Source organism: Pseudomonas rubra (assembly GCF_028656935.1).
GTDB lineage: Bacteria > Pseudomonadota > Gammaproteobacteria > Pseudomonadales > Pseudomonadaceae > Aquipseudomonas > Aquipseudomonas rubra.
Window position 1 is genome coordinate 233529 of sequence record NZ_JAMDGZ010000019.1, and the last position, 24695, is coordinate 258223.

The window sequence follows — 24695 nt, forward strand, 5'->3', positions numbered from 1 at the left end:
TCAGCCGATAGTCATCAGGCTCGCGTTACCACCAGCGGCTGCCGTGTTGACGCTCAGTGCGCGCTCAATCACCAGGCGCTCCAGGGCAATCGCGGTTTCACCCGACGACAGGCCGTGAACGCCGACGATGGCGCCAGCGCGCTTGGCCACCTGCTCGCACACGGCGCGCAGTTGGTCAGAGTCGCCGTGATGCAGGACAGCGTCGAACACCACCTCGTCCTTGTTCCAGTCGGCCACCAGTTGGATGCGCGCTTGCACTTCCTTCGGCAGACGATTGCGCAGGGTCTTGCTCAGCTCGCCTTCCGGCCAGACCGCCGAGCTGCCCACGGCCAGGACCGCGGCCAGTTGGGTCAGCAGGTCGGCTTCGACCTCGGCTAGGCACAGCACGTGCTCGCGCGGCAGGATGGTGTAGCTGTTGCGCTCGCCAGTCGGGCCAGCCAGCAGGCGGCTGATACCGCTTTGCGATTGCTGGGCGAACTGCTCACACAGGCCGTTCAAGTCATTCAGCTGATTGCTCTCCGCCCAGGCCTTGAGAGCTTGCAGTGGCTTGCTCAGGCTGTCGCGCAGGCGGGTGTCCGGGGCGTTTTCGCCGTCGGTACGCTGGAACGACTGCTCGATGGCACCGGCTGGGCGGGTCGACAGCAAGCGGTACAGATACAGCGGGCCGCCGGCTTTCGGGCCAGTGCCAGACAGGCCTTCGCCACCGAATGGCTGCACGCCGACTACGGCACCGACAATGTTGCGGTTGACGTAGACGTTACCGGCGTTGACGTTGTCGATGACCTTGGCAATGGTTTCATCGATGCGGGTGTGGACACCCAGGGTCAGGCCGTAACCGGAGGCGTTGATTTGCTCGATCAACTGGTCGAGGTTCTTGCGGTTGTAGCGCACCACGTGCAGTACCGGGCCGAAGATCTCGCGCTGCAGTTCGTCGAAGCTTTCCAGCTCGATCAGGGTTGGCATCACGAAAGTGCCGCGCTTGATCTCTTCGCCATCGGCGATGGCCATCTGGTACACGGTGCGGCCTTTGTCGCGCATGCCCTGGATGTGTTTCTCAATCCCGGCTTTGGCTTCGGCGTCGATGACCGGGCCAATATCTACGGACAGGCGCTCGGGGTTACCCAGGCGGCTTTCGGCCATGGCGCCCTTGAGCATTTCGATGACGCGGTCGGCGGAGTCTTCCTGCAGGCATAGTACGCGCAGAGCCGAGCAACGTTGGCCGGCGCTGTCGAAAGCCGAGGAGACGACGTCGATGACCACTTGCTCGGTGAGTGCCGAGGAGTCGACGATCATCGCGTTCTGGCCGCCAGTCTCGGCGATCAGCGGGATCGGACGGCCCTGGGCATCCAGGCGGCCGGCGATGTTGCGTTGCAGCAGGCGGGCGACCTCGGTGGAACCGGTGAACATCACGCCTTTGACCCGATCATCACCGACCAGGCGGGCGCCGACGGTTTCACCGCGGCCTGGCAGCAGTTGCACCACGCCTTCAGGGATACCAGCTTCGAGCAGCAGGCGCACGGCCTGGGCCGCGACCAGCGGCGTTTGTTCGGCCGGCTTGGCCAGCACCGGGTTACCTGCGGCAAGCGCAGCGGCAACCTGGCCGCTGAAGATCGCCAACGGGAAGTTCCAGGGGCTGATGCACACGACCGGGCCCAGTGGGCGGTGGGCGTCGTTGCTGAAGTCGTTGCGTGCCTGTACGGCGTAGTAACGCAAGAAGTCGACGGCTTCGCGGACTTCGGCGATGGCGTTGGCGAAGGTCTTGCCGGCTTCACGGGCGAGCAGGCCCATCAACGGCTGGATCTCGGCTTCCATCAGGTCGGCAGCACGTTCCAGGATCGCTGCGCGTTCGGCTGGCGGGGTGGCCTGCCAGATCGGCGCAGCCTTGACGGCGCACTGGATGGCATTGTCGACGTCGCTGACGTTGGCTTCCTGAACGTGACCGACGACATCACGCAGATCTGCCGGGTTCAGCACGGCGGCTGCTGCTTCCTGGCTGGAGGCGCAACCGAGCATCGGCGCGGCTTTCCAGTCGTTGTGGGCACTGGCCAGCAAGGCACAGGACAGCGAGGCCAGGCGGTGTTCGTTGGCCAGGTCGATGCCGGCGGAGTTGGCCCGCTCGGCGCCATACAGGTCACGCGGCAGCGGAATGCGCGGGTGCGGCAGGCCGGCGTTGCCTTCCTGGGTGGCCATCTGTTCGATGGTTGCGACCGGGTCGGCGACCAGTTCCTGGATCGAGATCGACTGGTCGGCAATCCGGTTGACGAACGAGGTGTTGGCGCCGTTTTCCAGCAGGCGACGAACCAGGTAGGCCAGCAGGGTTTCGTGGGTACCGACCGGTGCATACACACGGCACGGACGGTTCAGCTTGCCGTCGGCGACTTTACCGACAACCTGCTCGTACAGCGGCTCGCCCATGCCATGCAGGCACTGGAACTCGTACTGCCCCGGGTAATAGTTCTGGCCGGCAATATGGTAGATGGCCGACAGCGTGTGGGCGTTGTGGGTGGCGAACTGCGGGTAGATGACTTCCGGCACCGACAGCAGCTTGCGTGCACAAGCAATGTAGGAAACGTCGGTGTACACCTTGCGGGTGTACACCGGATAGCCTTCCAGGCCCTCGACCTGGGCGCGCTTGATCTCGCTGTCCCAGTAGGCGCCTTTGACCAGGCGGATCATCAGGCGATGGCGGCTGCGGCGGGCCAGGTCGATGACGTAGTCGATGACGTACGGGCAGCGCTTCTGGTAGGCCTGGATGACAAAGCCGATACCGTTCCAGCCAGTCAGTTGCGGCTCGAAGCACAGGCGCTCGAGCAGGTCCAGCGACAGCTCCAGGCGGTCGGCTTCTTCGGCGTCAATGTTCAGGCCGATATCGTATTGCTTGGCCAGCAGGGTCAGCGACAGCAGGCGCGGGTACAGCTCGTCCATTACGCGCTCGTACTGGGCGCGGCTGTAGCGCGGGTGCAGGGCCGAGAGCTTGATCGAGATGCCCGGGCCTTCATAGATGCCGCGGCCGTGGGACGCCTTGCCGATCGAGTGGATGGCCTGCTCGTAGGACGCCAGGTACTTCTGTGCGTCATGTTCGGTCAGTGCCGCTTCACCGAGCATGTCATAGGAATAGCGGAAGCCTTTGGCTTCGAACTTGCTGGCATTGGCCAGGGCTTCGGCGATGGTCTCGCCGGTGACGAACTGCTCGCCCATCAGGCGCATGGCCATGTCGACGCCCTTGCGGATCATCGGCTCGCCACTCTTGCCGATGATGCGGCTGAGCGAGGAGGTCAGGCCAGATTCATTGTGGGTCGAGACCAGCTTGCCGGTCAGCAGCAGGCCCCAGGTGGCAGCGTTGACGAACAGTGATGGGCTGTTACCCAGGTGCGGCTGCCAGTTGCCAGTGCTGATCTTGTCGCGGATCAGGGCGTCGCGGGTGCCTTTGTCGGGGATGCGCAACAGTGCTTCGGCCAGGCACATCAGCGCCACGCCTTCCTGGGACGACAGGGAGAATTCCTGCAGCAGGCCCTGAACGATGCCGGCCCGGCCGCCAGCGCTCTTCTGGTTACGCAGCTTTTCGGCGATGCCCGCAGCCAGCTTGTTGGTGGCTTCGGCCATGGCCGCTGGCAGGCGTGCCTGCTCCAGCAGCATCGGTACTACTTCCGGCTCGGGGCGGCGGTAAGCGGCGGTGATGGCCGAGCGCAGAACCGATTGCGGCAGGATGCTTTCGGCGAACTCGAGGAAGCACTGGTGAGCGTGGTCGGCCTGGACTTCACCGCTGTCGTCGGCATGAATACCGGGCTGACCGTTGAGTTCGGTCAGGGTGGCGCCACCCTCGAGCTTCTCCAGGTAATTGAAGATCGCTTGCTTGATCAACCAATGCGGCGTGCGGTCGATGGACGTTGCAGCTGCTTTGAGTCGCTCACGGGTAGGGTCGTCGAGTTTGACCCCAAGGGTGGTCGTCGCCATTTCTTATCCTCATTATTGCCACAGGCTGTGGCTTAAGCTGGCGCCAAGATTATCCGTGCGCGAATTTGGGTGCAACCTAGTGCAACCCAAAATATGCAGGAAAAAAGTGCTACTCGTCTGGATGGTAAAACCCTACAGCGGAAATGGCTGTTTCTGATGCTTTTTCTTCTGAAAATATGTGTTTTTGCTCCAAAAAGGAGCAAAAACCCGCTGTTACGCAAAATTTCCGACGAGGTGCAACTTGATTGTAAAAACAGGTTGCACCCTCTTTGCGTTGTTGCATAGCATTCGCGGCCTGGGTGCAACCTCCTCTGAGGCTGTCGCTACATAAAAACAAACGCCAGGGCGCAACAATGAGTGTAAGCAATCCAACCTTGATCACGTTCGTGATCTACATCGCGGCAATGGTACTGATCGGCTTCATGGCCTATCGCTCCACCAACAACCTTTCTGACTATATTCTTGGCGGCCGTAGCCTCGGCAGTGTGGTCACCGCGCTTTCGGCCGGTGCCTCGGACATGAGTGGCTGGCTGTTGATGGGCCTGCCGGGCGCCATCTACATGTCGGGCCTGTCGGAAAGCTGGATCGCCATCGGCCTGATCGTCGGTGCCTACCTGAACTGGCTGTTCGTTGCCGGCCGCCTGCGGGTGCAGACCGAGCACAACGGCGATGCGCTGACCCTGCCGGACTACTTCTCCAGCCGTTTCGAAGACAACAGCGGCTTGCTGCGGATCATCTCCGCCGTGGTCATCCTGGTGTTCTTCACCATCTACTGTGCTTCCGGCATCGTTGCCGGTGCTCGCCTGTTCGAAAGCACCTTCGGCATGTCCTACGAGACAGCGCTGTGGGCTGGCGCAGCAGCGACCATTGCTTACACCTTTGTTGGTGGCTTCCTGGCGGTGAGCTGGACCGATACCGTCCAGGCGACGCTGATGATCTTCGCCCTGATCCTGACCCCGGTGATCGTACTGATCGCAACCGGTGGTTTTGACACGACCTTCGCCGCGATCGAGCTGAAGGACGCCGGCAACTTCGACATGCTCAAGGGCACCACCTTCATCGGCATCATCTCGCTGATGGGCTGGGGTCTGGGCTACTTCGGTCAGCCGCATATCCTGGCACGCTTCATGGCCGCTGATTCGGTCAAGTCGATCGCCAAGGCCCGTCGCATTTCCATGACCTGGATGATCCTGTGCCTGGTCGGTACCTGCGCCGTTGGCTTCTTTGGTATCGCCTACTTCTCGGCGCACCCTGAAGTGGCCGGCCCGGTTACCGAGAACCACGAGCGTGTGTTCATCGAACTGGCCAAGCTGTTGTTCAACCCATGGATCGCTGGTGTTCTGCTGTCGGCCATCCTGGCGGCGGTCATGAGTACCCTGAGCTGCCAGTTGCTGGTGTGTTCGAGCGCCCTGACCGAAGACTTCTACAAGACCTTCCTGCGCAAGGGTGCCTCGCAGATGGAGCTGGTCTGGGTCGGTCGTGCCATGGTGCTGCTGGTGGCCGTGGTTGCCATCCTGATCGCCTCCAACCCGGAGAACCGTGTACTGGGCCTGGTCAGCTACGCCTGGGCAGGCTTCGGTGCCGCCTTCGGTCCGGTCGTGCTGATCTCGGTCCTGTGGAAAGGCATGACCCGCGACGGCGCACTGGCCGGTATCCTGGTCGGCGCGATCACCGTGGTGGTGTGGAAACACTTCTCCATCTGGGGTCTGTACGAAATCATCCCGGGCTTCATCCTCGGCGCCCTGGCGATCTACTTCGTCAGCAAGGCCGGCAGCCCGTCGAAAGGCATGGTGTCGCGTTTCGAAGCGGCCGATGAGGCGTTCAAAGCCGCTCATTGATCGCCTGTTGAGCTTCGCCTGACAACGGCCCGGCCTCGCAAGAGTCCGGGCCGTTGTGGTTTTGGCGGTCCATGCCTGACGCCGCCTGCGGGACAGGGTAAACTGCGGGGTCTTGCAGGAGTTGCCATGAACTATCGTCACGCCTTCCACGCCGGCAACCACGCCGACGTCTTCAAACACCTTGTGCTGACCCGTCTGATTGCGCTGATGTCGCGCAAGGAGCAGCCATTCGCCTATCTCGATACTCATGCAGGCCTGGGGCTTTACGACCTGCAGGGTGATCAGGCGACACGTACCGGCGAGTGGCTTGAAGGCATTGGCCGGCTCTGGGGGCGCGACGACCTGCCGGAGGTAACCGCCGACTACCTGCGTATCCTGCGCAAGATGAACCCCGACGGCGAACTGCGTTACTACCCGGGTTCTCCCGAGCTGGCCCGGCGCCTGGCCCGTCAGCAGGATCGTGTGTTGCTCAACGAGAAGCACCCCGAAGACGGTCGCCTGCTCAGGGATAACATGAAGAAAGACCCGCGCGTTGCCGTGCACCTGGGCGAGGGCTGGCATGTGCCGCGAGCCTTGTTGCCGGTGCAGGAGAAGCGCGCGGTCATGCTCATCGACCCGCCGTTCGAACAGGCCGACGAGCTCAAGCGTTGCACTCTGGCGATGAAGGAGGCCATTGGTCGCATGCGCCAGACCGTCGCAGCCATCTGGTACCCGATCAAGGACCAGCGCCAGTTGGTGCGCTTTTACCAGGACCTGACCAGCACCGGTGCGCCAAAACTGCTGCGTGTCGAGCTGTATGTGCACCCGCAGGACAGCCCGCAGGGCTTGAATGGCTCAGGCCTGGCCATTGCCAACCCGCCATGGGGCCTGGAAGAAGAACTGCGTGAGTTGTTGCCGTGGCTGTCACAGGTGCTGGCGCAGACTCAGGGGAGTTGGCGGATGGATTGGTTGATTGCGGAGTAATGCGGAGCAAGGCTAAAGCAGTCAAAGTTATTTCCTGGCTGCTTTAACTTTGTGTTTACTGCTTAACGGTTGATGCCCATATCAAATACCCTGCGGTTATTGCACTGGCGAGAAAGGTTGCAGCGCTAGATATCGACAAGATGGTTAATCCGCAGTAAGAGAGCGTTATGGCGGCGCCGAGTGCTGCTGTAGATATGCTTGGGGAGTTGGTAAGGGCTCCAATGCAGAATCTAAATATGCGCTTTCTAGGTCTGGAAAGTTTCCAAAGCGCAATGTTTCCGATTAATGCGAATGCCAGTGATACTAATCCCAGCGCAGTTAGTATTGTCATCCAGATATAAACAGTTGCTACGCCATGGGTGTCCAGTGGGTCGTTAGGGTTGTCAGGGGTTCCATACGTTTCGATTGCCAGACCGGTCCATGCGAGTATAAATAGGCTAGGTGGAAGTAATAGTGAGAGTGTTTTTTTCATGCTGTCAGGAGGTTATTTGGTTGAGTAAACGATTGGAAGTGATCCGGGTATTTTTATTTGATAGCTCGTCGCGTTACTGTTTTTCATGATTGCTCGTAGGGCGGTGGTGAGTGCTTCATCAATGGGTAGCCTATGTATGTTTGCGTCACCGTCATACCTATCGTTGTAAGCCCTGGCGTGGCCGGAGAACTCTACCTTGCCATTCGCGTCCTTGTTAACTGTGCCTATGATGCGTAGCGTGATGTCGCCAAGGTACACGCGCGCTGCAAATGAGTCTTGTCCTGTGTAGTAGGTCACATTGATGTCGATGCTGCTACTTCCTAGCATTGCTGAGTCGATGGCTTGTTTCAGTTCAGGTGTTTTTTCGACAGTAGGTTCTATTCCAGTGTTTTCGAGTGGGACCGTGGTCGTGGCGCCATTGCCATAAATTGCATGTGCCAGCGCTTTTAGAGGGGTGAATATTCCGCCGGAAAAATTTACTTCCGTTGATAGTGTTGAAGATTTATCAGCACCGTATTTTGTGGATTTTATTCGGCCCTGCCGCCATGCGACTTGGTTGGGCAGGTTGGGATCGTTTGCTATCAGCTGATCGGCATGGTGAGAGCAAAGCAAGTCTGGGGCCATCAGGCCCAAGGAAAAAGGTGGCCTGTTGTATTGTGCTCGCTTAAGGTCTAGGCAAAGCATTGCCCACCAGTTCCCAGATACGTAGGCATCATCCCGTTGGGCCCAAGCTTTAGCCATGATGATTGGGCTGTTCGGTGTGGCTTATCCTCCCTTTGATGCGGGTGTCCCGTAGTTGTCTGGATAAATCATTGTAGGTGGTAGTATTACTTGCGTTTGTTGCATGGCGAAGCCCTTTAGGTGATGGCTGTAATTGCATGACAATCTAATCCTTGTTGTAAATTGGCGTATATATAGAAACCTCCCACAACTATGTAGGTTGCTTCTTTTTGAGGGGATCGACTGGTGATGGTGTCTCGCAGTTTTGAGTGGTGGGCTAATCGGCTTTTCTGTAAGCCTATTTTGCTTGCCTGCTGCCGCCTTCCCGGCGAATGGGTTATAATCCCGCCCTTTGGCTGCCGCTCGCCCTAATGGCCTGCGCGCATATATACAGATTGAAGAGGCTAGACCCTTGGCATTGACGATTCTTGGCCTGTCCGGCGCCCTTAGTCATGACCCTTCCGCGGCCCTGTACATCGACGGCAAGCTGATTGCCGCCGCTGAAGAAGAGCGCTTCGTGCGCGATAAACATGCAAAGAACCGCATGCCCTACGAATCGGCGAAGTTCTGCCTGGAACAGGCCGGTATCAAGCCGTCCGACGTTGACGTGGTGGCGATCCCGTTCGCCCCGATCAGCCTGTTCGGTGAGGCTCGCTGGCACTACGCCAAGCGTTACTGGTACGCCCCGGACCGCGCCCTCGACGCGATCCTGATGGGCAACCGTCGCTACAAGCGCTACCGCAACAAGATCGTCTGGTGCCTGGAACAACTGGGTTTTGACCCCAAGAAGGTCAAGATCGAGCCGGTCGAGCACCACCTGGCTCACGCCTCCAGTGCCTACCATTGCTCCGGCTTCAAGGAGAAGACCGCGATCCTCGGTATCGACGGCAAAGGCGAATACGCCACCACCTTCTTTGGCTATGGTGAAAACGGCAAGATCCACAAGATCAAGGAATTCTTCGATCCTGACTCGCTCGGCGGCCTGTATGGCGCGATCACCGAGTTCCTCGGTTTCGAAATGCTCGATGGCGAGTTCAAGGTCATGGGCATGGCGCCTTATGGCGATGCCAGCAAGTATGACTTCTCGCGCCTGGCCTCGTTCGAGAACGGCGAGCTGGTCATCAATACTGACTACGCCAACGTCATCGGCCTGCGTCGTTATAAAGAGAAGGGCAAAGGCTTCTACTTCTCGCCAAAACTGATCGAATGGCTGGGTCCCAAGCGCGAAGGCGACATCGCCGACGAGCCGTACATCCACTACGCCGCCAGCATGCAGGCGCTGTTCGAGAAGCTTGCCTTGCAGATGATCGACCACTACCTGGGCGACATCCTCAAGGAAACCGGCAAGCTGGCCTTCGCCGGCGGTTGTGCGTTGAACGTCAAGCTCAACCAGAAGATCATTGCCCGTCCTGACCTCAAGGAGCTGTTCGTCCAGCCGGCTTCCGGCGACGCCGGTACCGCGGTCGGCGCTGCGGCCTATGTGTCCCACGCCCGTGGTGTGCCGGTCGAGAAGATGGAGCATGTCTACCTTGGCCCTGCGTACACCAACGAAGACGTGATTGCCGCCTGTGCCCGTCACCCGAGCCAGCCGAAATGGCGCAAGCTGGAGAACATGCCCGAGCAGATCGCCAAGATCATGGTCGATGGCAACCCGGTAGCTTGGTTCCAGGGCCGCATGGAGTTCGGTCCACGTGCCCTCGGCGGTCGTTCGATCATTGGTTGCCCGAGTGTGGAAGGCGTTGCCGACCGCATCAACCACCAGATCAAGTTCCGCGAGCGCTGGAGGCCTTTCTGCCCGTCGATGCTCGACACCGTTGCGCCGCAGATGATCAAGATCGATCATCCGGCGCCGTTCATGACCTTCACTTTCGAAGTCGCCGAAGAGTGGAAAACCCGTGTGCCGGAAGTCGTCCATGAAGACGGCACTTCGCGGGCTCAGGTGCTTAAACGCGAGTATAATCCGCGCTACTACGACATGATGAAGGCTCTGGAAACCCTGACAGGTAATGGCGTGTCGCTGAATACCTCGCTCAACCGTCGTGGCGAACCAATGATTTGTTCGCCGACCGATGCGTTGAACATGTTCTTCGGCTCGGACCTGCAGTATTTGATCATGGAAGATATTCTGGTGATCAAAGAGGGTGCACAGGAATATGTTGACGCATGAGTTTCTGATCAGCGTAGTTGTTCCTACTTACAACTACGCGCGGGTACTGCCACGGGCGCTGGATTCGGTTCTGGACCAGTGGGCAGACGATCTTGAGTTGATCGTGGTCAACGATGGATCCAAAGATGATACCGGTTCAGTGTTAGCGGGCTATCAAGCCCGTTATCCACAGGTGTGCGTCATCGATCAGGTCAATGCCGGCGCTGCTGTGGCGCGCAACAAGGGTATTGCCCAGGCGCGTGGACGCTATGTGTTGTTGCTGGATGCGGACGACGAACTGATGCCCGAGGCTATTGCCGTGCTGCGTGCCACCTTGCAGGCCAATCCTGGCGTCGGCATGGTCCTGGGCGGGCAAATCTCCGTTTATCCAGACGGTAGCGAGCGGCTGCGCCTGCCTACACCGGTGCCGAAGGCGCCGGCGCGGGACCTGGCGCGCCAGTACCTGTTGCAAAAGCGGATTTCGGTCTCGCATTGCTGCACCTTGTTCGCTCGCGAGCTGTTGTTGCGTCGCCCTTATCCGGAAGCCTTGCGTACTGGCGAGGATATTCCGGTGTTTGCCTATCTGGTGGTCAATGCCCGGGTGGCGGTGACCAACGAGCCTCTGGCGCGTATCTACAAGCACGCTGACAGTCTGCGGCACAACCGCGAGAACGAAGAGGAGTACGCATTGGGCATGGTTCGCGAGGTGTTCGCCAGCTTGCCTGAAGAGTGCCAGTCGCTGAGTGTTCGCTATAAGGCGCAACGCTACCTCTCACTGTTTCGGGCGGCCTTGCTGTCGGGAGACGGCTCTGCCGCACGGCGTTTTTATGCTCGGGCCTTGCGCCTGAGTCCGTTGCAGGCCTTGCGCTGGACGTACCTACGCAAGGCTACGCGTCTGATCATGGTGTAGAAATTTCATGGGTATGGTTGTTGGCAGGATGGATGCAGGATTAATTTCATACATATCAAGGATGGTCAGCACCTACCCGGTTCGACTGGCATTTGCGGGCAGTCTGTTACTTTCTTTGATCGCTGTGCTGGGCGTAGTGACGGTGGGGCGCGACGCGACGTTGTACCTGGACATCGCACGGCAGGTAAGCGAGCAGGGGCCAAAGGTCGCTTGGCGTGCTTTTGACTGGCCCTGGTTTCCGCTGCTGCTTGCAGGAACGCACAAGCTTTTTGGTCTGTCACTGGAGTTGAGTGCCTATGTTTGGTGCGCTCTGTTCATGGCGGGTACTTGCGCATTGCTGGTGGACTGTGTACGTCAACGAGTTCCGCAGGCCGCTGGCTGGGCGTGCCTGTTGGTGCTGGCGATGCCAGCGGTCAATCAGTTTCGCAATGACATCATTCGTGAGTTCGGCTTCTGGTTCTTCTGTGTCCTGGCGCTGTGGCTGGTCATGCACTGGCAAGCGCGAGGCGGCTGGTTGCGGGCCGCTTGCATTCACCTGGCAATTGGTGCTGCCGCGCTGTTTCGCCTGGAGGCATTGATGTTGCTGCCTGCCCTGGGCCTGTGGCAATTGACTGGCTTGCGTGAGCGGCAGAACTGGCGGAGTTTTGCCCAGTTCCTGATGTTGCCGTTGCTGGCCGGTGTTTTGGCCCTGGCGGTGTTGCTGGTGCAGGGTGGTGTATCCTCAGTGCGTCTGGAGACCTACTTGGGTCTGATCAATCCCCAGCGTGTGGTAGGGGCGTTCAACATGCTGTCGCAGCAATTTGCCGACAGCCTGACCTATAAATTTTCGAAGGATGAAGCTGGCCGGATCGTGTTTTTCGGCTTGCTGGCCGCCGTGCTGATCAAGTTCGTGACCTTGATGGGGCCGTTTTCCTTGCCGTTCCTGCATCGCAGCAGTTGGCAGGCGCTGCGCACCTATGGCCGCGAGTATCAGCCGTTTGCCTGGGTTGCCGGTCTGTACCTGATCATCCTGATGGTGTTCTTCGTGGTTCTGCAGTTCATGAACTCCAGGTACCTGAGCTTCCTCAATCTGATGGTATTACCGCTGCTGGCCATTGCCCTGATGCAGTTCGCCCGGAACTTCCCGCGTCTGGGCAAAGTGCTGGTGGCGATCGCGCTGCTGGTAATGTTGGCCAACGTGATTTCCACAGGTGCACGCAAGACCCAGTACGTTGACGCCGGGCACTGGATCGCTGCCAATATCGACCCACAGGCGGCTACTTACTTCGAAGATGGTCGTATCAGCTACTACGCTGGTCGAGGCTATTTCGGGATATTGCCACGCGAGGAGGCGTTGTCTGACGAGCACGTCAGCACCTACCGTTACTTTGCCATCGAAGCGCGTGCCGATGAGCCGTGGCTGGCTGCCTGGCTTGAGAAGCATCATCTAAGGGTGCTGTCGAGTTTTGCCAATCGCAAGGGCGCCACAGTGCTGGTGATCGGCAAGTAGTTCAGTCAAGCAACTGGCGCAATGTGTTGAGTAGGCGGGGTCGGGGTTTTTCCTGACCCTGCTCCAGTTCCTCGCGGTAGCCTTCGAGGAAGGCGGCGCCATTGTCATCGCCCAGCAACCATTGGCGGTCTTCGGTGTAGCGCAACACATGGCGAAAATTTCGCACGCGTTGGCGCTCGCTGAGGGGACGGCTCTGGCGTTGCAAGTCGGCTAGATCGATCAGGCCCAGCTCGCGCTCTGGCGTCAGCACCACGTTGCCAAGGTGCAACGACCTGAAATAGATACCCAGGTTATGCAAATGGGCAATGAAATGCCCCAGCTGGGCCCGCAACGTTTGCGCGCCTTCCTGCTTGTGCAGGAGCTGGCGCAGGGTTTCGCCGGCCAGTGGTGCGTAGTAGACCGCGTCACGCTGGATGCTGGGGATGCGGTACACACCAATCACCTCGGGGCTGGGCACCCCCAGTTGTCGCAGCGCCTGGGCGTTGTTGGCAAAGCGCCGGGCGTAGGGATAGAGCAGTGCCGAGCTAAGCAGGCGCTTGCGCCGGAACAGCTTGAGCATCCGCCCGTCATGCAAGCGCAGCACCTTGTCGCCGGAGCCGTCGGCCTCCAGCACGTGCGCACCCTCGCGCAACGACATGTAGGTGGTGTGATCCATTGCTTGCATGCTTAACCTCCGCTCAGAAGCCGACTATCTTAACTGACTTGCCACAGGGCCGCCTGCCGTTGGTTTCATTGGGGAAAAAAGGCGCTGTGATATGATTCCCCCCTCATTGTTATGTGCGGATTCCCATGAGCAGTCCTGAACCACGCCCCCAGTCCACGTTGGCGATCTATTTCCGCCTGCTGGCTTATGTGCGGCCCTATATCGGGCTGTTCTTGCTGAGCATCCTGGGCTTTCTGATTTTTGCCTCGACTCAGCCGATGCTGGCCTACATCCTCAAATATTTCGTCGATGGCCTGGCTAATCCGGAGGCCCGCCTGTTCCCCGGTAATCCTTACCTGGGCGAGTTGCAACTGCTGCAGGCGGTACCCCTGCTGATTGTTGCAATCGCTGTCTGGCAAGGTGTGGGCTCGTTTCTGGGTAACTTCTTTCTTGCCCGCGTTTCGCTTGGCCTGGTCCATGACCTGCGAGTCGTCCTGTTCAACAAACTGCTGGACCTGCCCAACCAGTATTTTGACAAAAACAACTCTGGCCACCTGATTTCCCGAATCACCTTCAACGTCACCATGGTGACCGGCGCGGCAACCGATGCGATCAAGGTGGTGATTCGTGAGGGCATGACCGTTGTGTTCCTGTTCTGCACCTTGTTGTGGATGAACTGGAAGCTCACCCTGGTGATGGTTGCCATCCTGCCCATCATTGCCTTGATGGTCAGCAGCACCAGCCGCAAGTTTCGCAAGCAGAGCAAAAAGATCCAGGTGTCCATGGGCGACGTCACCCATGTGGCCTCCGAAACCATCCATGGCTACCGCGTGGTCCGTAGTTTCGGCGGTGAAGGCTACGAGAAGTCGCGTTTTCAGCAGGCCAGCCAGAGCAACACCGACAAGCAGTTGTCAATGACCAAGACGGGCGCTGTCTATACCCCGACACTGCAGTTGGTGACCTACAGTGCCATGGCCGTGGTGATGTTCCTGGTGCTGTTGCTGCGTGGAGAGGCCTCGGCCGGTGATCTGGTTGCCTACATCACCATGGCGGGTTTGCTGCCCAAGCCGATTCGCCAGCTTTCCGAAGTCAGCTCTACCATTCAGCGCGGCGTGGCCGGCGCCGAAAGCATTTTTGAACAACTGGATGAAGCCCCGGAAGTCGACAACGGCACCCTCGAGCGCGACCGTCTGGAGGGGCGCCTTGAAGTGCGCAATCTCAGCTTCCAGTACCCCGGTACCGAGAAAAAGGTATTGGACGACATCAGCTTCGTCGTTGAACCGGGGCAGATGGTTGCCCTGGTCGGGCGTTCCGGCAGTGGCAAGTCGACCCTGGCCGGATTGATCCCGCGTTTCTACCAGCATGAGCAGGGGCAGATCCTGCTCGATGGCGAAGAGGTCCAGGCTTTCACCCTGCGTAGCCTGCGCCGCCAGATTGCTCTGGTGACCCAGCAGGTAACCTTGTTCAACGACACGGTGGCCAACAACATCGCGTACGGTGATCTGGCAGGTGCCCCGATCGAGGCGATCAAGCAGGCCGCCTCCGAAGCGTATGCCGATGAGTTCATCAACAAGATGCCGCAAGGCTACCAGACGCTGGTGGGGGAGAACGGCGTGCTGTTGTCCGGTGGCCAGCGCCAGCGCCTGGCGATTGCCCGCGCGCTGCTCAAGGACGCGCCACTGCTGATTCTTGACGAGGCGACGTCGGCACTTGATACCGAATCGGAGCGGCATATCCAGGCGGCGCTGGACCACGTGGTCAAGAATCGCACCACCCTGGTTATCGCCCACCGTCTGACCACCATTGAAAAGGCCGACCTGATTCTGGTCATGGAAGAGGGGCGGATCGTCGAGCGAGGCACGCATGTGCAGTTACTGGCGCAGAACAGCCATTACGCCCGTCTGCATGCCAAGGAATTCGAGGAAGGTGGTGATTTGCAAGCGACACAAGCGATCGACGCATGTTGAGTGCTCTGCGCTGGTGGCGTGAACGTGGCTGGAACGAGATCGACCAACAACGCTATGCCGAAGCCTGGCAGCAGTTCGGCGGCAGTGTCGCGACCCATCCGCAGGTGGTGGAGCGGCTGTCCGAGTTTGTTCAGGTGCCGGTGCGTTACCTGGGTTGGCACGTCGATGGCCAGTTAGTGGCGGCCATGCCTTGCTGGGGCCGGCATGTGGCCCTGGCCAAGGAGGTACTCAAGCGCGAAGGCAAGCGCAGCTTGCTGGACATGGGCAATGCCGAGATCATCCTGCCAGTATCGCCCGGCGTACAAGTGCCAGTGCGCCAGCGCATGCGATATGTCTCGGACCTCAATGCCGGGACGATCACCACCCTCAGGACACAGCCCGAAGGCCTGGCCATGGCCAGGGTGCCGGAAGACTACTCGAAGAAGTTTCGCTACAACCAGCGTCGTGAGCTGCGCCTGCTCGAGGAGGCCGGTGGTACGCTGCAACCCATGCAAGCGTTCTCGGCAACTGAGCAGGCGGCCATGTATACCGAGCTGTTCGAACGTCGCTGGGGCTTCGAGGTGCCGGGCAAGAAGGGGTTGGTCGAGGTCTTCAGCTTGATGCGCGAGTTCATGACGGGCTCTGTGGCGCTACTTGAGGGCGTGCCCGTGGCCATCCAGGTGCTCTACCGGGTGGAGGCTGCGCAATGGATATCGTTGGAGTACATCAATGGTGGTGTTGATCCGCAAAGTCGTGAATTCAGCCCCGGCAGCGTACTCAGCTTCGTCAATACCCAGCAGGCCTGGGACGATGCCAGGGCGCTTGGCAAGCCGCTGCGCTACTCCTTTGGCCGCGCCGACCGTGAATACAAGGACCGCTGGTGCCACACGGTCCCGGTTCATCAGGTTTAAAGCATGAGCGCGCGTAAACAACGGCTGTTGAAGGCTCATCGACGCAACAAGCGCCTGATGCTGGTGGCTGCGCTGGTGGTGTTGGTGGGCCTGGGCGTGACACTGGCCTGGTGGCTGGTGCCGATTCTCATGTTGGTGGGCTGGATCGCCCACGAGGCCTGGTTTGCAGATCACCTGTTCTACCGCGGTAGTGACGACTATCAGTATCTGTTCCCGGAAGATGTTCAGCAGCAGTCGGTATTGCTGAATGCAGGCAAGGTGCAGTTGAGCGCTACCTTGGCCGAAGGCGAAACCCTGGTCCTGGCCGTACGGGTTCAGTGCCGATGGCTTGGGCGCTGGCTCGACCCTTACGTCGAAGTCGGTGACGACCGTCAGGACTTCGAGCGTGGTGTTGCCGGCCTGCGTTTCCTCAACCTGTCCGGTCAGCGCGAAACACTGGAGCGCGGGGCGTTGAGCCTGCGTGGGCGTTATTGCCGGCTCGATGCCACGGGCACCTTGTATGTCATGGCCAACCCGTCCTACACCCAGCAGCGTTCGATGATTCTCGCGCCCCATGCCGACGACGCTGAGCTTGCGGCCTTCGGGTTCTACAGCGCCAGCGCCGAGGTCAGCATCGTGACGCTGACCCAGGGTGAGATCGAAGCGCAATCCTTCCAGCGCTTGGGGCTCGAGCCTGCCCAGGCAGCCCGGTTGAAAGGTCGCCTGCGTAGCTGGGACAGCCTGGCGATACCCTTGTGGGGAGGCGTTGCGGCCAACCATTGCGTGCAGTTGGGCTATTACTGTCTGCAACTGCCGTCCATGGCCAGTGAGCCCGGCAAGGCCTGGGGCTCGCGGGAGTCGGGTGAGAGCGATACGCGCAGCGTTCGCCAGCACAATCCGCTGCCACTGCCGGGTGACCGCGATGGCGCACCGACCTGGCACAACCTGGTGGCCGACCTGGTGGCGCTGCTGGAGCACTTTCAGCCGCAGGTGATTGTCACGCCGCATCCGGAGCTGGACCCTCATGCAGATCATGTCGCCACCAGTCAGGCGATTTTCGCAGCAATTAGCCAGAGTCGCTGGAAGCCTTCCACGGCATTGCTGTACGCCAACCACCTGCATGACAACGACCGCTGGCCAATGGGTCCGGCAGGGATGGGGATCGCTTTGCCGCCCGCCATCGAGGCGTTGCCGGCCGATCGCTTGTGGAGCCCTTTGCTGGATGCCACGACGCAACTGGACAAGGCCATGGCCCTGAATATGCAACATGATCTTCAGGGGCCCCTTGCGTTCAAGCGGCGGGTTCGCCGCCTGATTCAGCGGTTGCTTGCCGGCAGGCGCTGGCCGGCGACTGGCGAGGATGAGTTCTTGCGCAAGGCGGTCAGGCGTCACGAGTTGTTTTGGGTACGTCGGATCGGCGATTGAGGTCGGGCGATTCAGCCCTGTGCTAATATCCTGCCCCTGTTAATTATTTTGTATATGGGTTGCCCATGAAGTTGTCCATGCCGCGTTTCGATCAAGCCCCGGTACTGGTGGTGGGCGATGTCATGCTCGACCGTTACTGGCATGGCGGTACCTCACGGATTTCGCCAGAAGCACCGGTACCGGTGGTCAAGGTCGAACAGATCGAGGACCGTCCGGGCGGTGCGGCCAACGTCGCCTTGAACATTGCAGCTCTGGGGGCCCCCGCGGCACTGGTCGGAGTGACGGGTCAGGACGAGGCTGCCGACAGCCTCGCCAACAGCCTGCAGGCCGCTGGCGTGCGCTCGATCTTCCAGCGCATCGCCCACCAACCAACTATCGTCAAGCTGCGGGTCATGAGCCGGCACCAGCAACTGCTGCGGATCGACTTCGAAGAACCGTTCGCCACCGATCCGCTGTCGCTTAATGCTGAAGTCGACGCGCTGCTCGACGGCGTCAAGGTCCTGGTGTTGTCGGACTATGGCAAGGGTGCGCTGAAAAACCACCAGAGCCTGATCCAGGCCGCCCGGGCCAAAGGCATTCCGGTCCTGGCCGACCCCAAGGGCAAGGATTTTTCCATTTACCGCGGGGCCAGTCTGATCACCCCGAACCTCAGCGAGTTCGAAGCCATCGTTGGTCGTTGCGCCGATGAAGCGGAGCTGGTGGCCAAGGGCGGCCAACTGATGAGCGAGCTGGAGCTGGGCGCCTTGCTGGTGACCCGTGGCGAACACGGCATGACCCTGCTGCGCCCTGATCACCCGGCCTTGCACCTGCCAGCCCGTGCTCGTGAAGTGTTCGACGTGACCGGTGCCGGTGATACGGTGATCTCGACCCTGGCCGCTGCCATCGCTGCCGGCGAAGAGCTGCCGCATGCCGTAGGCCTGGCAAATCTTGCCGCCGGTATCGTGGTCGGCAAGCTGGGTACCGCCGCTATCAGCGCCCCGGAACTGCGCCGTGCCATCCAGCGCGAAGAGGGTTCTGAGCGTGGCGTGCTGAGCCTCGACCAGTTGCTGCTGGCCATCGATGATGCCCGTGCGCACAACGAGAGGATTGTCTTCACCAACGGCTGCTTCGACATCTTGCATGCCGGGCATGTGACCTACCTGGAGCAGGCGCGTGCCCAAGGCGATCGCCTGATCGTTGCAGTCAACGACGACGCGTCAGTCAGCCGCCTGAAAGGCCCGGGCCGGCCAATCAACAGTGTTGACCGGCGCATGGCTGTGCTGGCCGGCCTGGGTGCGGTGGACTGGGTCATCAGCTTCCCGGAGGGCACACCGGAAAACCTGCTGAGCCAGGTCAAGCCGGATGTGCTGGTCAAGGGAGGTGACTATGGCATCGACCAGGTGGTTGGCGCCGATATCGTCAAAGCTTACGGCGGCATTGTGAAGGTGCTGGGGCTGGTGGAAAACAGCTCGACCACCGCTATCGTCGAGAAAATTCGCAAAAATTGATCGAGATCGCGGGGCAAGTCGGGGCGCCGCATCGCCGCTCCCACAGAGATCATCCATTCCTGTGGGAGCGGGCTTGCCCCGCGATTGGTCTTACTTGCGTAACCCCCCGCGAGCCATCTGCAACAATTCCCGCGCCCTGCCGGTCAGTCGCTTCAAGCCGCTATCGGGCTTCATCGGGCTCAAGCCCTGTTGCCTGACCCAGTCCTTCCAGCGAATCCGCTCATCCCTGACCAGCCAGCCTTCTTGCCGGGCAAAACTCTCGGCCAGGAACAGGCCACGGGTGCTGGCCGCCACCAGGCGGTCCTTGCTCAGGGTGTAGAGTTCGGCTCGGGGCTGGCCATCTTCCAGTGGCATCAGGTACAGGTCAGGGCGCTTGCGGTTGAGGCGGGCAACCAGTTGGTCGCCTTCAAGGCGTTCGTCGACATGGAACAGGCTCAGTGACTTCGCCTCTCGTGGTACTTGCAGGCACAGGTCGTAGATCAGTTGCAGCGAAGCGGTCGGCAAGTGCACATAAGCCCGTGGCCGTTCCAGCAACTGCAGGTTGGCGCAGCGCACCGGGCGTGCCGCACCCGATTGCGGAGTCAGCACGAAGGGCAGGGCCTCGCGGTAATGCAGGGCATCGGCGTAGGGCGCCGGCAGCCAGGTGTCATTGAAGCGGCCACCCAGCCAACCCTCCGGGGTTTCCAGCAGGCATTCTTCAGCCACCTCCTGGATCGCGGTATGCAGCGGCAGGTTCAGCTCCTGGGCTGGCACATAGCCTGAAATCAATTTCAGCACGACATCGCCACGGTCCTGACGGCGCTGGCGCACCAGGACCCAGTAATCGCGGTTCTGCCAGCGCAGGGTAAGGCGCACCGAAACGCCGAGGTTGGCCAGCTCCACAGCAAAGCGCTGGCTATCGTCGAGCTGGATCGGCTTGCGCCGTTGCAGGGTCTGGGCGAAGTTCAGCGGCATGCCGATGCTCTGGTAGACCAGGCCTTCGGGGCTGGCTTCGACATGCAGGGGCAGGGTCTTGAAGTTGCTCGGGTTCTTGCGGATCAGCGTTCGCGGCATGTCGGCTCCTTCTTGCGTTGGGGTCGGCCGCGGCGGCGGCGTAGGGTTCAGCGGCGCAACACCTTGGCAACGGTTGCCACGTTGTGGGCCAGGTGCAGCGGATTGATGGTGCCGACAATAGCACTGCTGACACCGGGGTGGGCGAATAGCAGTTCGAAGCTGGCACGTACCGGGTCGACCCCAGGGCTCAGGCACACATGACCACTGGCCAGGGCCTTTTTCACCAGGATTGCCTTGCAGTGTTCGGCAGCATAATCGATCACCGGCCGTTCGGCCTGCTCGTTCAGATTGTAGGTGACCATGGCGCAGTCGCCGCGCTCGAGTGCCTTGAGGCCGCCTGCCGCGGTTTTTCCGGATAGCCCGAAGCCGCGGATCTTGCCTTCGAGCTTCAGTGCTTCGAGGGTCTGGTAGACCTCCTCCTGTTCCAGGATGTGCAGGTCGTTGCCGTCGGAGTGCACCAGTACCAGGTCAATGCAGTTGGTCTCCAGGCGCTTGAGGCTGCGCTCGATGGAAAAACGCGTATGGGCTGCGCTGAAGTCGAAGCGCGACTGGCCCTCTTCGAACTCCTCACCGACCTTGCTGACAATCACCCATTGGTCACGCTGGCCGCGCAACAGCGGGCCCAGGCGTTCTTCGCTGCGGCCATAGGCGGGCGCGGTGTCGATCAGGTTGATGCCCAGTTCGCGGGCCTGGGCCAGCAGCAAGCGGGCTTCACCGTCGTCGGGAATGGTGAAGCCGCTGGGGTATTTGACGCCCTGATCACGGCCGAGCTTGACCGTGCCCAGGCCCAGTGGCGAAACCATCAGGCCGGTGCTGCCGAGGGGGCGACGCAAGTCGTGCAGGCTCGGCACGCTCATGGCAGCAGTTGCTCCCACACCGGCAGGGCCATGGGCGGGCGTGGCAGGTCGGGCAGGGCGGCGAGGCCGGCGGGCTTGATGCCATCGCGCTCAAAGCTGGCCAATACCCGGTCGCTGAAGTCCGGGGCCAGTGCGAGTTTGGTCGGCCAGCCCACCAGCAGGCGCTGCTGCTCGGCGAGGAAGGCGTTGTCTGGGCGTACCAGGCCCGATTGCGCTGGCTCGGCGCGGTCGATGCGCACGGTGGCCCAGCGCACCTGGCTTAGGTCGATCCATGGCAGCAGGTTGCCGACTTCTTTTTTCGCGGCAGCGATCTGCGCCTCGGGCTCACGGGCGACGCCGTCGGCTTCGGCCAGATCGCCGCCCAGGTACCAGACCCACTGGCCATCGGCGGCCGGGTGGCTGGTAACGGTGATGCGTGGTTTCGGTCCGCCGCCCAGGCAGTGGGCGTACAGCGGCTTGAGGCTAGCGCCCTTGGCCAGGACCATGTGCAGTGGGCGCCGCTGCATGGCTGGTTGACTCAGGCCCAGGGCTTCGAGCAACGCGGCATTGCCGGCACCGGCACTGAGCACCACACGTTGGGCACGGATTTCGCGGCCGTCGACGCGCAATCCAGCCAGCTCGCCATTTTCGTTCAGCGGTTCGATGGCTTCTGCGGCCAGCAGGCTGTCACCGGCCAGCTCGGCGAGTTTTTTCAGCAGGCTTGGCACGTCGACGACCAGTTCGGCCAGGCGATAGACCTTGCCCTTGAAGGCGCGGTCCTGCAGGGCGGGGGGCAGTTGCTCACCCTTGACCTGATCGACCCTGCCACGCACCGCTTTGCTGGCGAAAAAGCTGGTGAGGTTGCCGGCCAGGGTGCCTGGGGACCACAGGTAGTGGGCTTCAGAAAGCAGGCGCACGTTGGTAAGGTCCAGCTCGCCATTGCCGGCCAGGGCCTCGCGCCAGCGCCGGGGCATATCGGCAATCGCTTCCGACGCACCGGTCAGGGCACCATGCAGCGCATACTTGGCGCCGCCATGGATGATTCCCTGGGATTTGAGTGTTTGCTCGCCACCGAGGCTGGCGCGTTCCACCAACACCGTCGAATAGCCGAGCCGGCGCAGGCGGGCATTGAGCCAGAGGCCTGCGACTCCGGCGCCGACGATCAGCACATCGGTGGAAATTACGGTTGGCATGCATGAACCTCACAAGCGTGGACAGACGCCCAGTATACAGCCTGTGAGACATTGCACCCGGTTGCTGATCAATGCCCGGCGGTTTTCGAGAAGACCTGGATCACCACCACGCCGCCGACGATCATGGCCATGCCGAGCATGGCGGGTAGGTCCAGTTTTTGCCCATAAATCACCAGGGCGGCAATGCTGATCAGGACAATGCCCAGGCCCGACCAGATGGCATAGGCGATACCGACCGGAATGCTGCGCACCACCAGGGTCAGCATCCAGAACGCCACCGCGTACCCACAGACCATCAGCAGCAACGGCAGGGGCGTACTCAGGCCCTTGACGGCTTTCATCGAGGCGGTGGCGATGACTTCGGCGCAGATGGCGATAGCCAGGTAGGTGTAGGCATTCATGACGGTGATCCTCTGTTCTGGCTGGGCATTTTAGAGCAAGCCTGAATGGGGTAAAGTCATTACCTATCTTTTCTGGAGATAGGTTGATGGCCGAGCAGTGGAATCTGGAGCAACTGCGCATGTTCGTGCGGGTTGCCGAGTTGCGGTCGTTCTCGGCGGTGGCCCGTGAACAGCGCAAGGCGCAATCGGCCGTGAGCAATGGCATTGCCCTGCTCGAGACCGACCTGGGCGTGATGCTGTTCGAGCGTAGCAGCGGCCGCCAGCCACGCCTGACCGAAGCTGGTGCGACCTTGCTCGAAGATGCCCGTGAACTCTTGCGCCAGTGCGAGCGCCTGGATGGCCGGGCCCTGGCCTTGATGCGCGGGCAAGAGGCGCAATTGCGCGTGGCGCAAGATGAGGCCATGCCCTATCAACCGGTGATCGACAGCCTCGATGAGTTGGCCCGGCAGTTCCCCTTGCTCGAAGTGCAGATGGCCAGTGGCGCCCAGGGTGATGTGGCGCGCAAGCTGATTGAGCGGCGCGCCGACCTGGGCCTGTTGTTTCATCACGATCATATGCCAGTGTCGCTGGAGCGCCGGGCGCTGGGGAGGATCGAAATGGTCACGGTGTGTGCCGTGGATCATCCCCTGACCCAACTGGAGCGAGTGACCCGCCAGGACCTGGCCCGGCACCGCCAGTTGCTGATCACCCCACAGGAAAGCGGCTACCCCGGTGGCGAGCCGATCAGCCCGCAAATCTGGCGCGCCGACAGCTTCTACGCCATGGCCGAACTGCTGATGCGTGGCCTGGGTTGGGCCTGGCTGCCCCGGCATGTGGTGCAGTACCCCACGTACCAGGCGCAAATGGTCGAGCTGGCCAGCGAGTGGGCGCCGCCAGCGCTGGTTGTTGAGCTGGTGTGGCGTCGGGACGAGCCGCTGGGCCCCGCCGCGCAGTGGTTGGCCGAGCGCTTCGCAGTGCACTTGCGTGCAATTGGCTAGTACACTTCGGCGCCATGAACAGAACCCTCTATACCTTGCTATTTCACCTGGGCCTGCCGCTGGTTGCGCTGCGCCTGTTCCTGCGTTCGCGCAAGGCGCCGGCCTATGGCCAGCGCATCGCTGAGCGTTTCGCCATGAAACTGCCGGCCATGGCCAGGGGCGGGATCTGGGTACATGCGGTGTCGGTAGGCGAAAGCATTGCCGCCGCGCCGATGATTCGTGCCTTGCTGCTAGCTTATCCACAGCTGCCGATCACTATCACCTGCATGACCCCTACCGGCTCCGAGCGGGTCCGGGCGATGTTTGCCAATGAACCGCGCATCCAGCACTGCTACCTACCCTATGACTTGCCCTGGGCGGCCGGGCGCTTTCTTGATCATATACAGCCCACGCTTGCGGTGATCATGGAAACCGAGCTGTGGCCCAATCACATCCATCAATGCGCCAAGCGCGGCATTCCCGTGGCTCTGGCCAATGCGCGGTTGTCCGAGCGCTCGGCCCGCGGCTATTCGCGCTTTGCCGGGTTGACCCGGCCGATGCTGGCCGAGATGAGCCTGATCGCTGCGCAGACCGAGACCGAAGCGCAGCGCTTTCGGCAACTGGGTGCGCGCCCTGAATGCGTGCAGGTGACCGGTTCAATCAAGTTCGACCTGAGTATCGACGAGCAATTGTTGCCCCGTGCACGCGCCCTGCGTGAGCAGTGGCAGGCAGGCCAACGGCCGGTCTGGATCGCGGCCAGTACCCATGAAGGCGAAGACGAGGTCATCCTCGCCGCCCACCGGCAGTTGCGTGAGCATCATGCCGACGCGCTGCTGATTCTGGTGCCGCGACACCCGGAGCGCTTCAACAGTGTGTTCGAGTTGTGTCGCCAGCAGTTTTCCACCGTCCGCCGTTCCGGTGGCGAACCGGTGAATGCTGACAGCGCGGTGCTGCTTGGCGACACCATGGGCGAACTGCTGTTTCTCTATGCCTTGGCCGACATTGCCTTTGTCGGTGGCAGCCTGGTGCCCAATGGCGGGCACAACTTGCTTGAGCCGGCGGCGCTGGCGTTGCCAGTGCTCAGCGGCCCGCACCTGTTCAACTTCCTGGAGATTGCGGCGATGCTGCGAGAGGCTGGAGCCTTGCTGGAAGTCGATGATAGCCAGGGGCTGGCGACAGAAGTGCGACGCTTGATCGAATTGCCCCGTGATGCGCAGCGCATGGGGACGGCGGGGCTGGCGGTGATGAAGGCTAACCAGGGGGCGTTGCAGCGTTTGCTCGGGGGCTTGGCGCGATTGCTCTGATGTCATCGCGGGGCAAGCCCGCTCCCACAGAGAACCCCTCAACTGTGGGAGCAGGCTTGCCCCGCGATG

The 24695-nt window shown here is 61.0% G+C and carries 18 protein-coding genes; 11 read left to right on the forward strand and 7 right to left on the reverse strand.

The window, feature by feature from the left end; all coding sequences use genetic code 11:
• Positions 1–3954, reverse strand: a complete 3954-nt coding sequence (gene putA, locus M5G17_RS10585; RefSeq protein ID WP_273892865.1) for a trifunctional transcriptional regulator/proline dehydrogenase/L-glutamate gamma-semialdehyde dehydrogenase — start codon at positions 3952–3954, stop codon at positions 1–3.
• Between the two features lie 353 nt (positions 3955–4307).
• On the opposite strand from putA, the gene putP reads away from it, so the two are divergent.
• Both putP and M5G17_RS10595 read left to right on the forward strand, forming a co-directional pair.
• The gene (gene putP / locus M5G17_RS10590; protein WP_273892866.1) at positions 4308–5792 is read left to right on the forward strand and encodes a sodium/proline symporter PutP; all 1485 of its coding nucleotides are present in this window, start codon (positions 4308–4310) and stop codon (positions 5790–5792) included.
• Positions 5793–5918: 126 nt separating this feature from the next.
• Positions 5919–6755, forward strand: coding sequence for a 23S rRNA (adenine(2030)-N(6))-methyltransferase RlmJ (locus M5G17_RS10595; protein ID WP_273892867.1), 837 nt, complete (start codon positions 5919–5921; stop codon positions 6753–6755).
• A gap of 484 nt (positions 6756–7239) precedes the next feature.
• Here M5G17_RS10595 and M5G17_RS10600 read toward each other — a convergent pair whose 3' ends face one another.
• Positions 7240–7974: a lipid II-degrading bacteriocin gene (locus tag M5G17_RS10600; RefSeq protein ID WP_337993354.1), complete on the reverse strand. Its 735-nt coding sequence runs from the start codon at positions 7972–7974 to the stop codon at positions 7240–7242.
• 385 nt (positions 7975–8359) lie between these two features.
• Here M5G17_RS10600 and M5G17_RS10605 point away from each other — a divergent pair, with 385 nt between their 5' ends.
• From M5G17_RS10605 to M5G17_RS10615, 3 genes are all read left to right on the forward strand, one after another.
• Positions 8360–10114 carry a carbamoyltransferase family protein gene (locus M5G17_RS10605; RefSeq protein ID WP_273892869.1) on the forward strand — a complete coding sequence of 585 codons (1755 nt, stop codon included), beginning with the start codon at positions 8360–8362 and terminating at the stop codon, positions 10112–10114.
• Positions 10101–11003: a glycosyltransferase family 2 protein gene (locus M5G17_RS10610; RefSeq protein WP_273892870.1), complete on the forward strand. Its 903-nt coding sequence runs from the start codon at positions 10101–10103 to the stop codon at positions 11001–11003. Before M5G17_RS10605 ends, M5G17_RS10610 begins: the two co-directional genes overlap by 14 nt.
• A 316-nt stretch (positions 11004–11319) precedes the next feature.
• A complete protein-coding gene (locus M5G17_RS10615) occupies positions 11320–12492 on the forward strand; it encodes a hypothetical protein (protein ID WP_273892871.1) in 1173 nt (390 codons plus the stop codon).
• Between the two features lies 1 nt (position 12493).
• Here the strand turns inward: M5G17_RS10615 and M5G17_RS10620 are convergent, their stop codons facing one another.
• Positions 12494–13156, reverse strand: a complete 663-nt coding sequence (locus tag M5G17_RS10620) for a lipopolysaccharide kinase InaA family protein (RefSeq protein ID WP_273892872.1) — start codon at positions 13154–13156, stop codon at positions 12494–12496.
• A gap of 125 nt (positions 13157–13281) precedes the next feature.
• On the opposite strand from M5G17_RS10620, the gene msbA reads away from it, so the two are divergent.
• The 4 genes from msbA (at position 13282) to hldE (ending at position 18883) form a co-directional block, all read left to right on the forward strand.
• Positions 13282–15102, forward strand: coding sequence for a lipid A export permease/ATP-binding protein MsbA (gene msbA, locus M5G17_RS10625; protein ID WP_273892873.1), 1821 nt, complete (start codon positions 13282–13284; stop codon positions 15100–15102).
• On the forward strand, positions 15096–15992 hold the full coding sequence (locus M5G17_RS10630) for a GNAT family N-acetyltransferase (RefSeq protein WP_273892874.1): 897 nt from the start codon (positions 15096–15098) through the stop codon (positions 15990–15992). Before msbA ends, M5G17_RS10630 begins: the two co-directional genes overlap by 7 nt.
• Before the next feature lie 3 nt (positions 15993–15995).
• Entirely contained in the window at positions 15996–17396 is a 1401-nt protein-coding gene (locus tag M5G17_RS10635; RefSeq protein ID WP_273892875.1) for a PIG-L deacetylase family protein, read from the forward strand.
• A gap of 65 nt (positions 17397–17461) precedes the next feature.
• The gene (gene hldE / locus M5G17_RS10640; protein WP_273892876.1) at positions 17462–18883 is read left to right on the forward strand and encodes a bifunctional D-glycero-beta-D-manno-heptose-7-phosphate kinase/D-glycero-beta-D-manno-heptose 1-phosphate adenylyltransferase HldE; all 1422 of its coding nucleotides are present in this window, start codon (positions 17462–17464) and stop codon (positions 18881–18883) included.
• A gap of 90 nt (positions 18884–18973) precedes the next feature.
• Here hldE and M5G17_RS10645 read toward each other — a convergent pair whose 3' ends face one another.
• The 4 genes from M5G17_RS10645 to M5G17_RS10660 all read right to left on the reverse strand — a co-directional run bounded on the left by M5G17_RS10645 (position 18974) and on the right by M5G17_RS10660 (position 22366).
• Complete coding sequence (locus M5G17_RS10645) at positions 18974–19936, reverse strand: metal ABC transporter ATPase (protein ID WP_273892877.1); 963 nt, start codon at positions 19934–19936, stop codon at positions 18974–18976.
• Positions 19937–19983: 47 nt separating this feature from the next.
• Positions 19984–20793, reverse strand: a complete 810-nt coding sequence (locus tag M5G17_RS10650) for an aldo/keto reductase (protein ID WP_273892878.1) — start codon at positions 20791–20793, stop codon at positions 19984–19986.
• Complete coding sequence (locus M5G17_RS10655; RefSeq protein ID WP_273892879.1) at positions 20790–21965, reverse strand: NAD(P)/FAD-dependent oxidoreductase; 1176 nt, start codon at positions 21963–21965, stop codon at positions 20790–20792. The genes M5G17_RS10650 and M5G17_RS10655 overlap by 4 nt, the downstream gene beginning before the upstream one ends.
• Before the next feature lie 68 nt (positions 21966–22033).
• On the reverse strand, positions 22034–22366 hold the full coding sequence (locus tag M5G17_RS10660; protein ID WP_028945643.1) for a DMT family transporter: 333 nt from the start codon (positions 22364–22366) through the stop codon (positions 22034–22036).
• 86 nt (positions 22367–22452) lie between these two features.
• On the opposite strand from M5G17_RS10660, the gene M5G17_RS10665 reads away from it, so the two are divergent.
• On the forward strand, positions 22453–23343 hold the full coding sequence (locus tag M5G17_RS10665; protein WP_273892880.1) for a LysR family transcriptional regulator: 891 nt from the start codon (positions 22453–22455) through the stop codon (positions 23341–23343).
• 14 nt (positions 23344–23357) lie between these two features.
• Entirely contained in the window at positions 23358–24626 is a 1269-nt protein-coding gene (gene waaA / locus M5G17_RS10670; protein WP_273892881.1) for a lipid IV(A) 3-deoxy-D-manno-octulosonic acid transferase, read from the forward strand.
• The last annotated feature ends 69 nt before the right edge of the window (positions 24627–24695 follow it).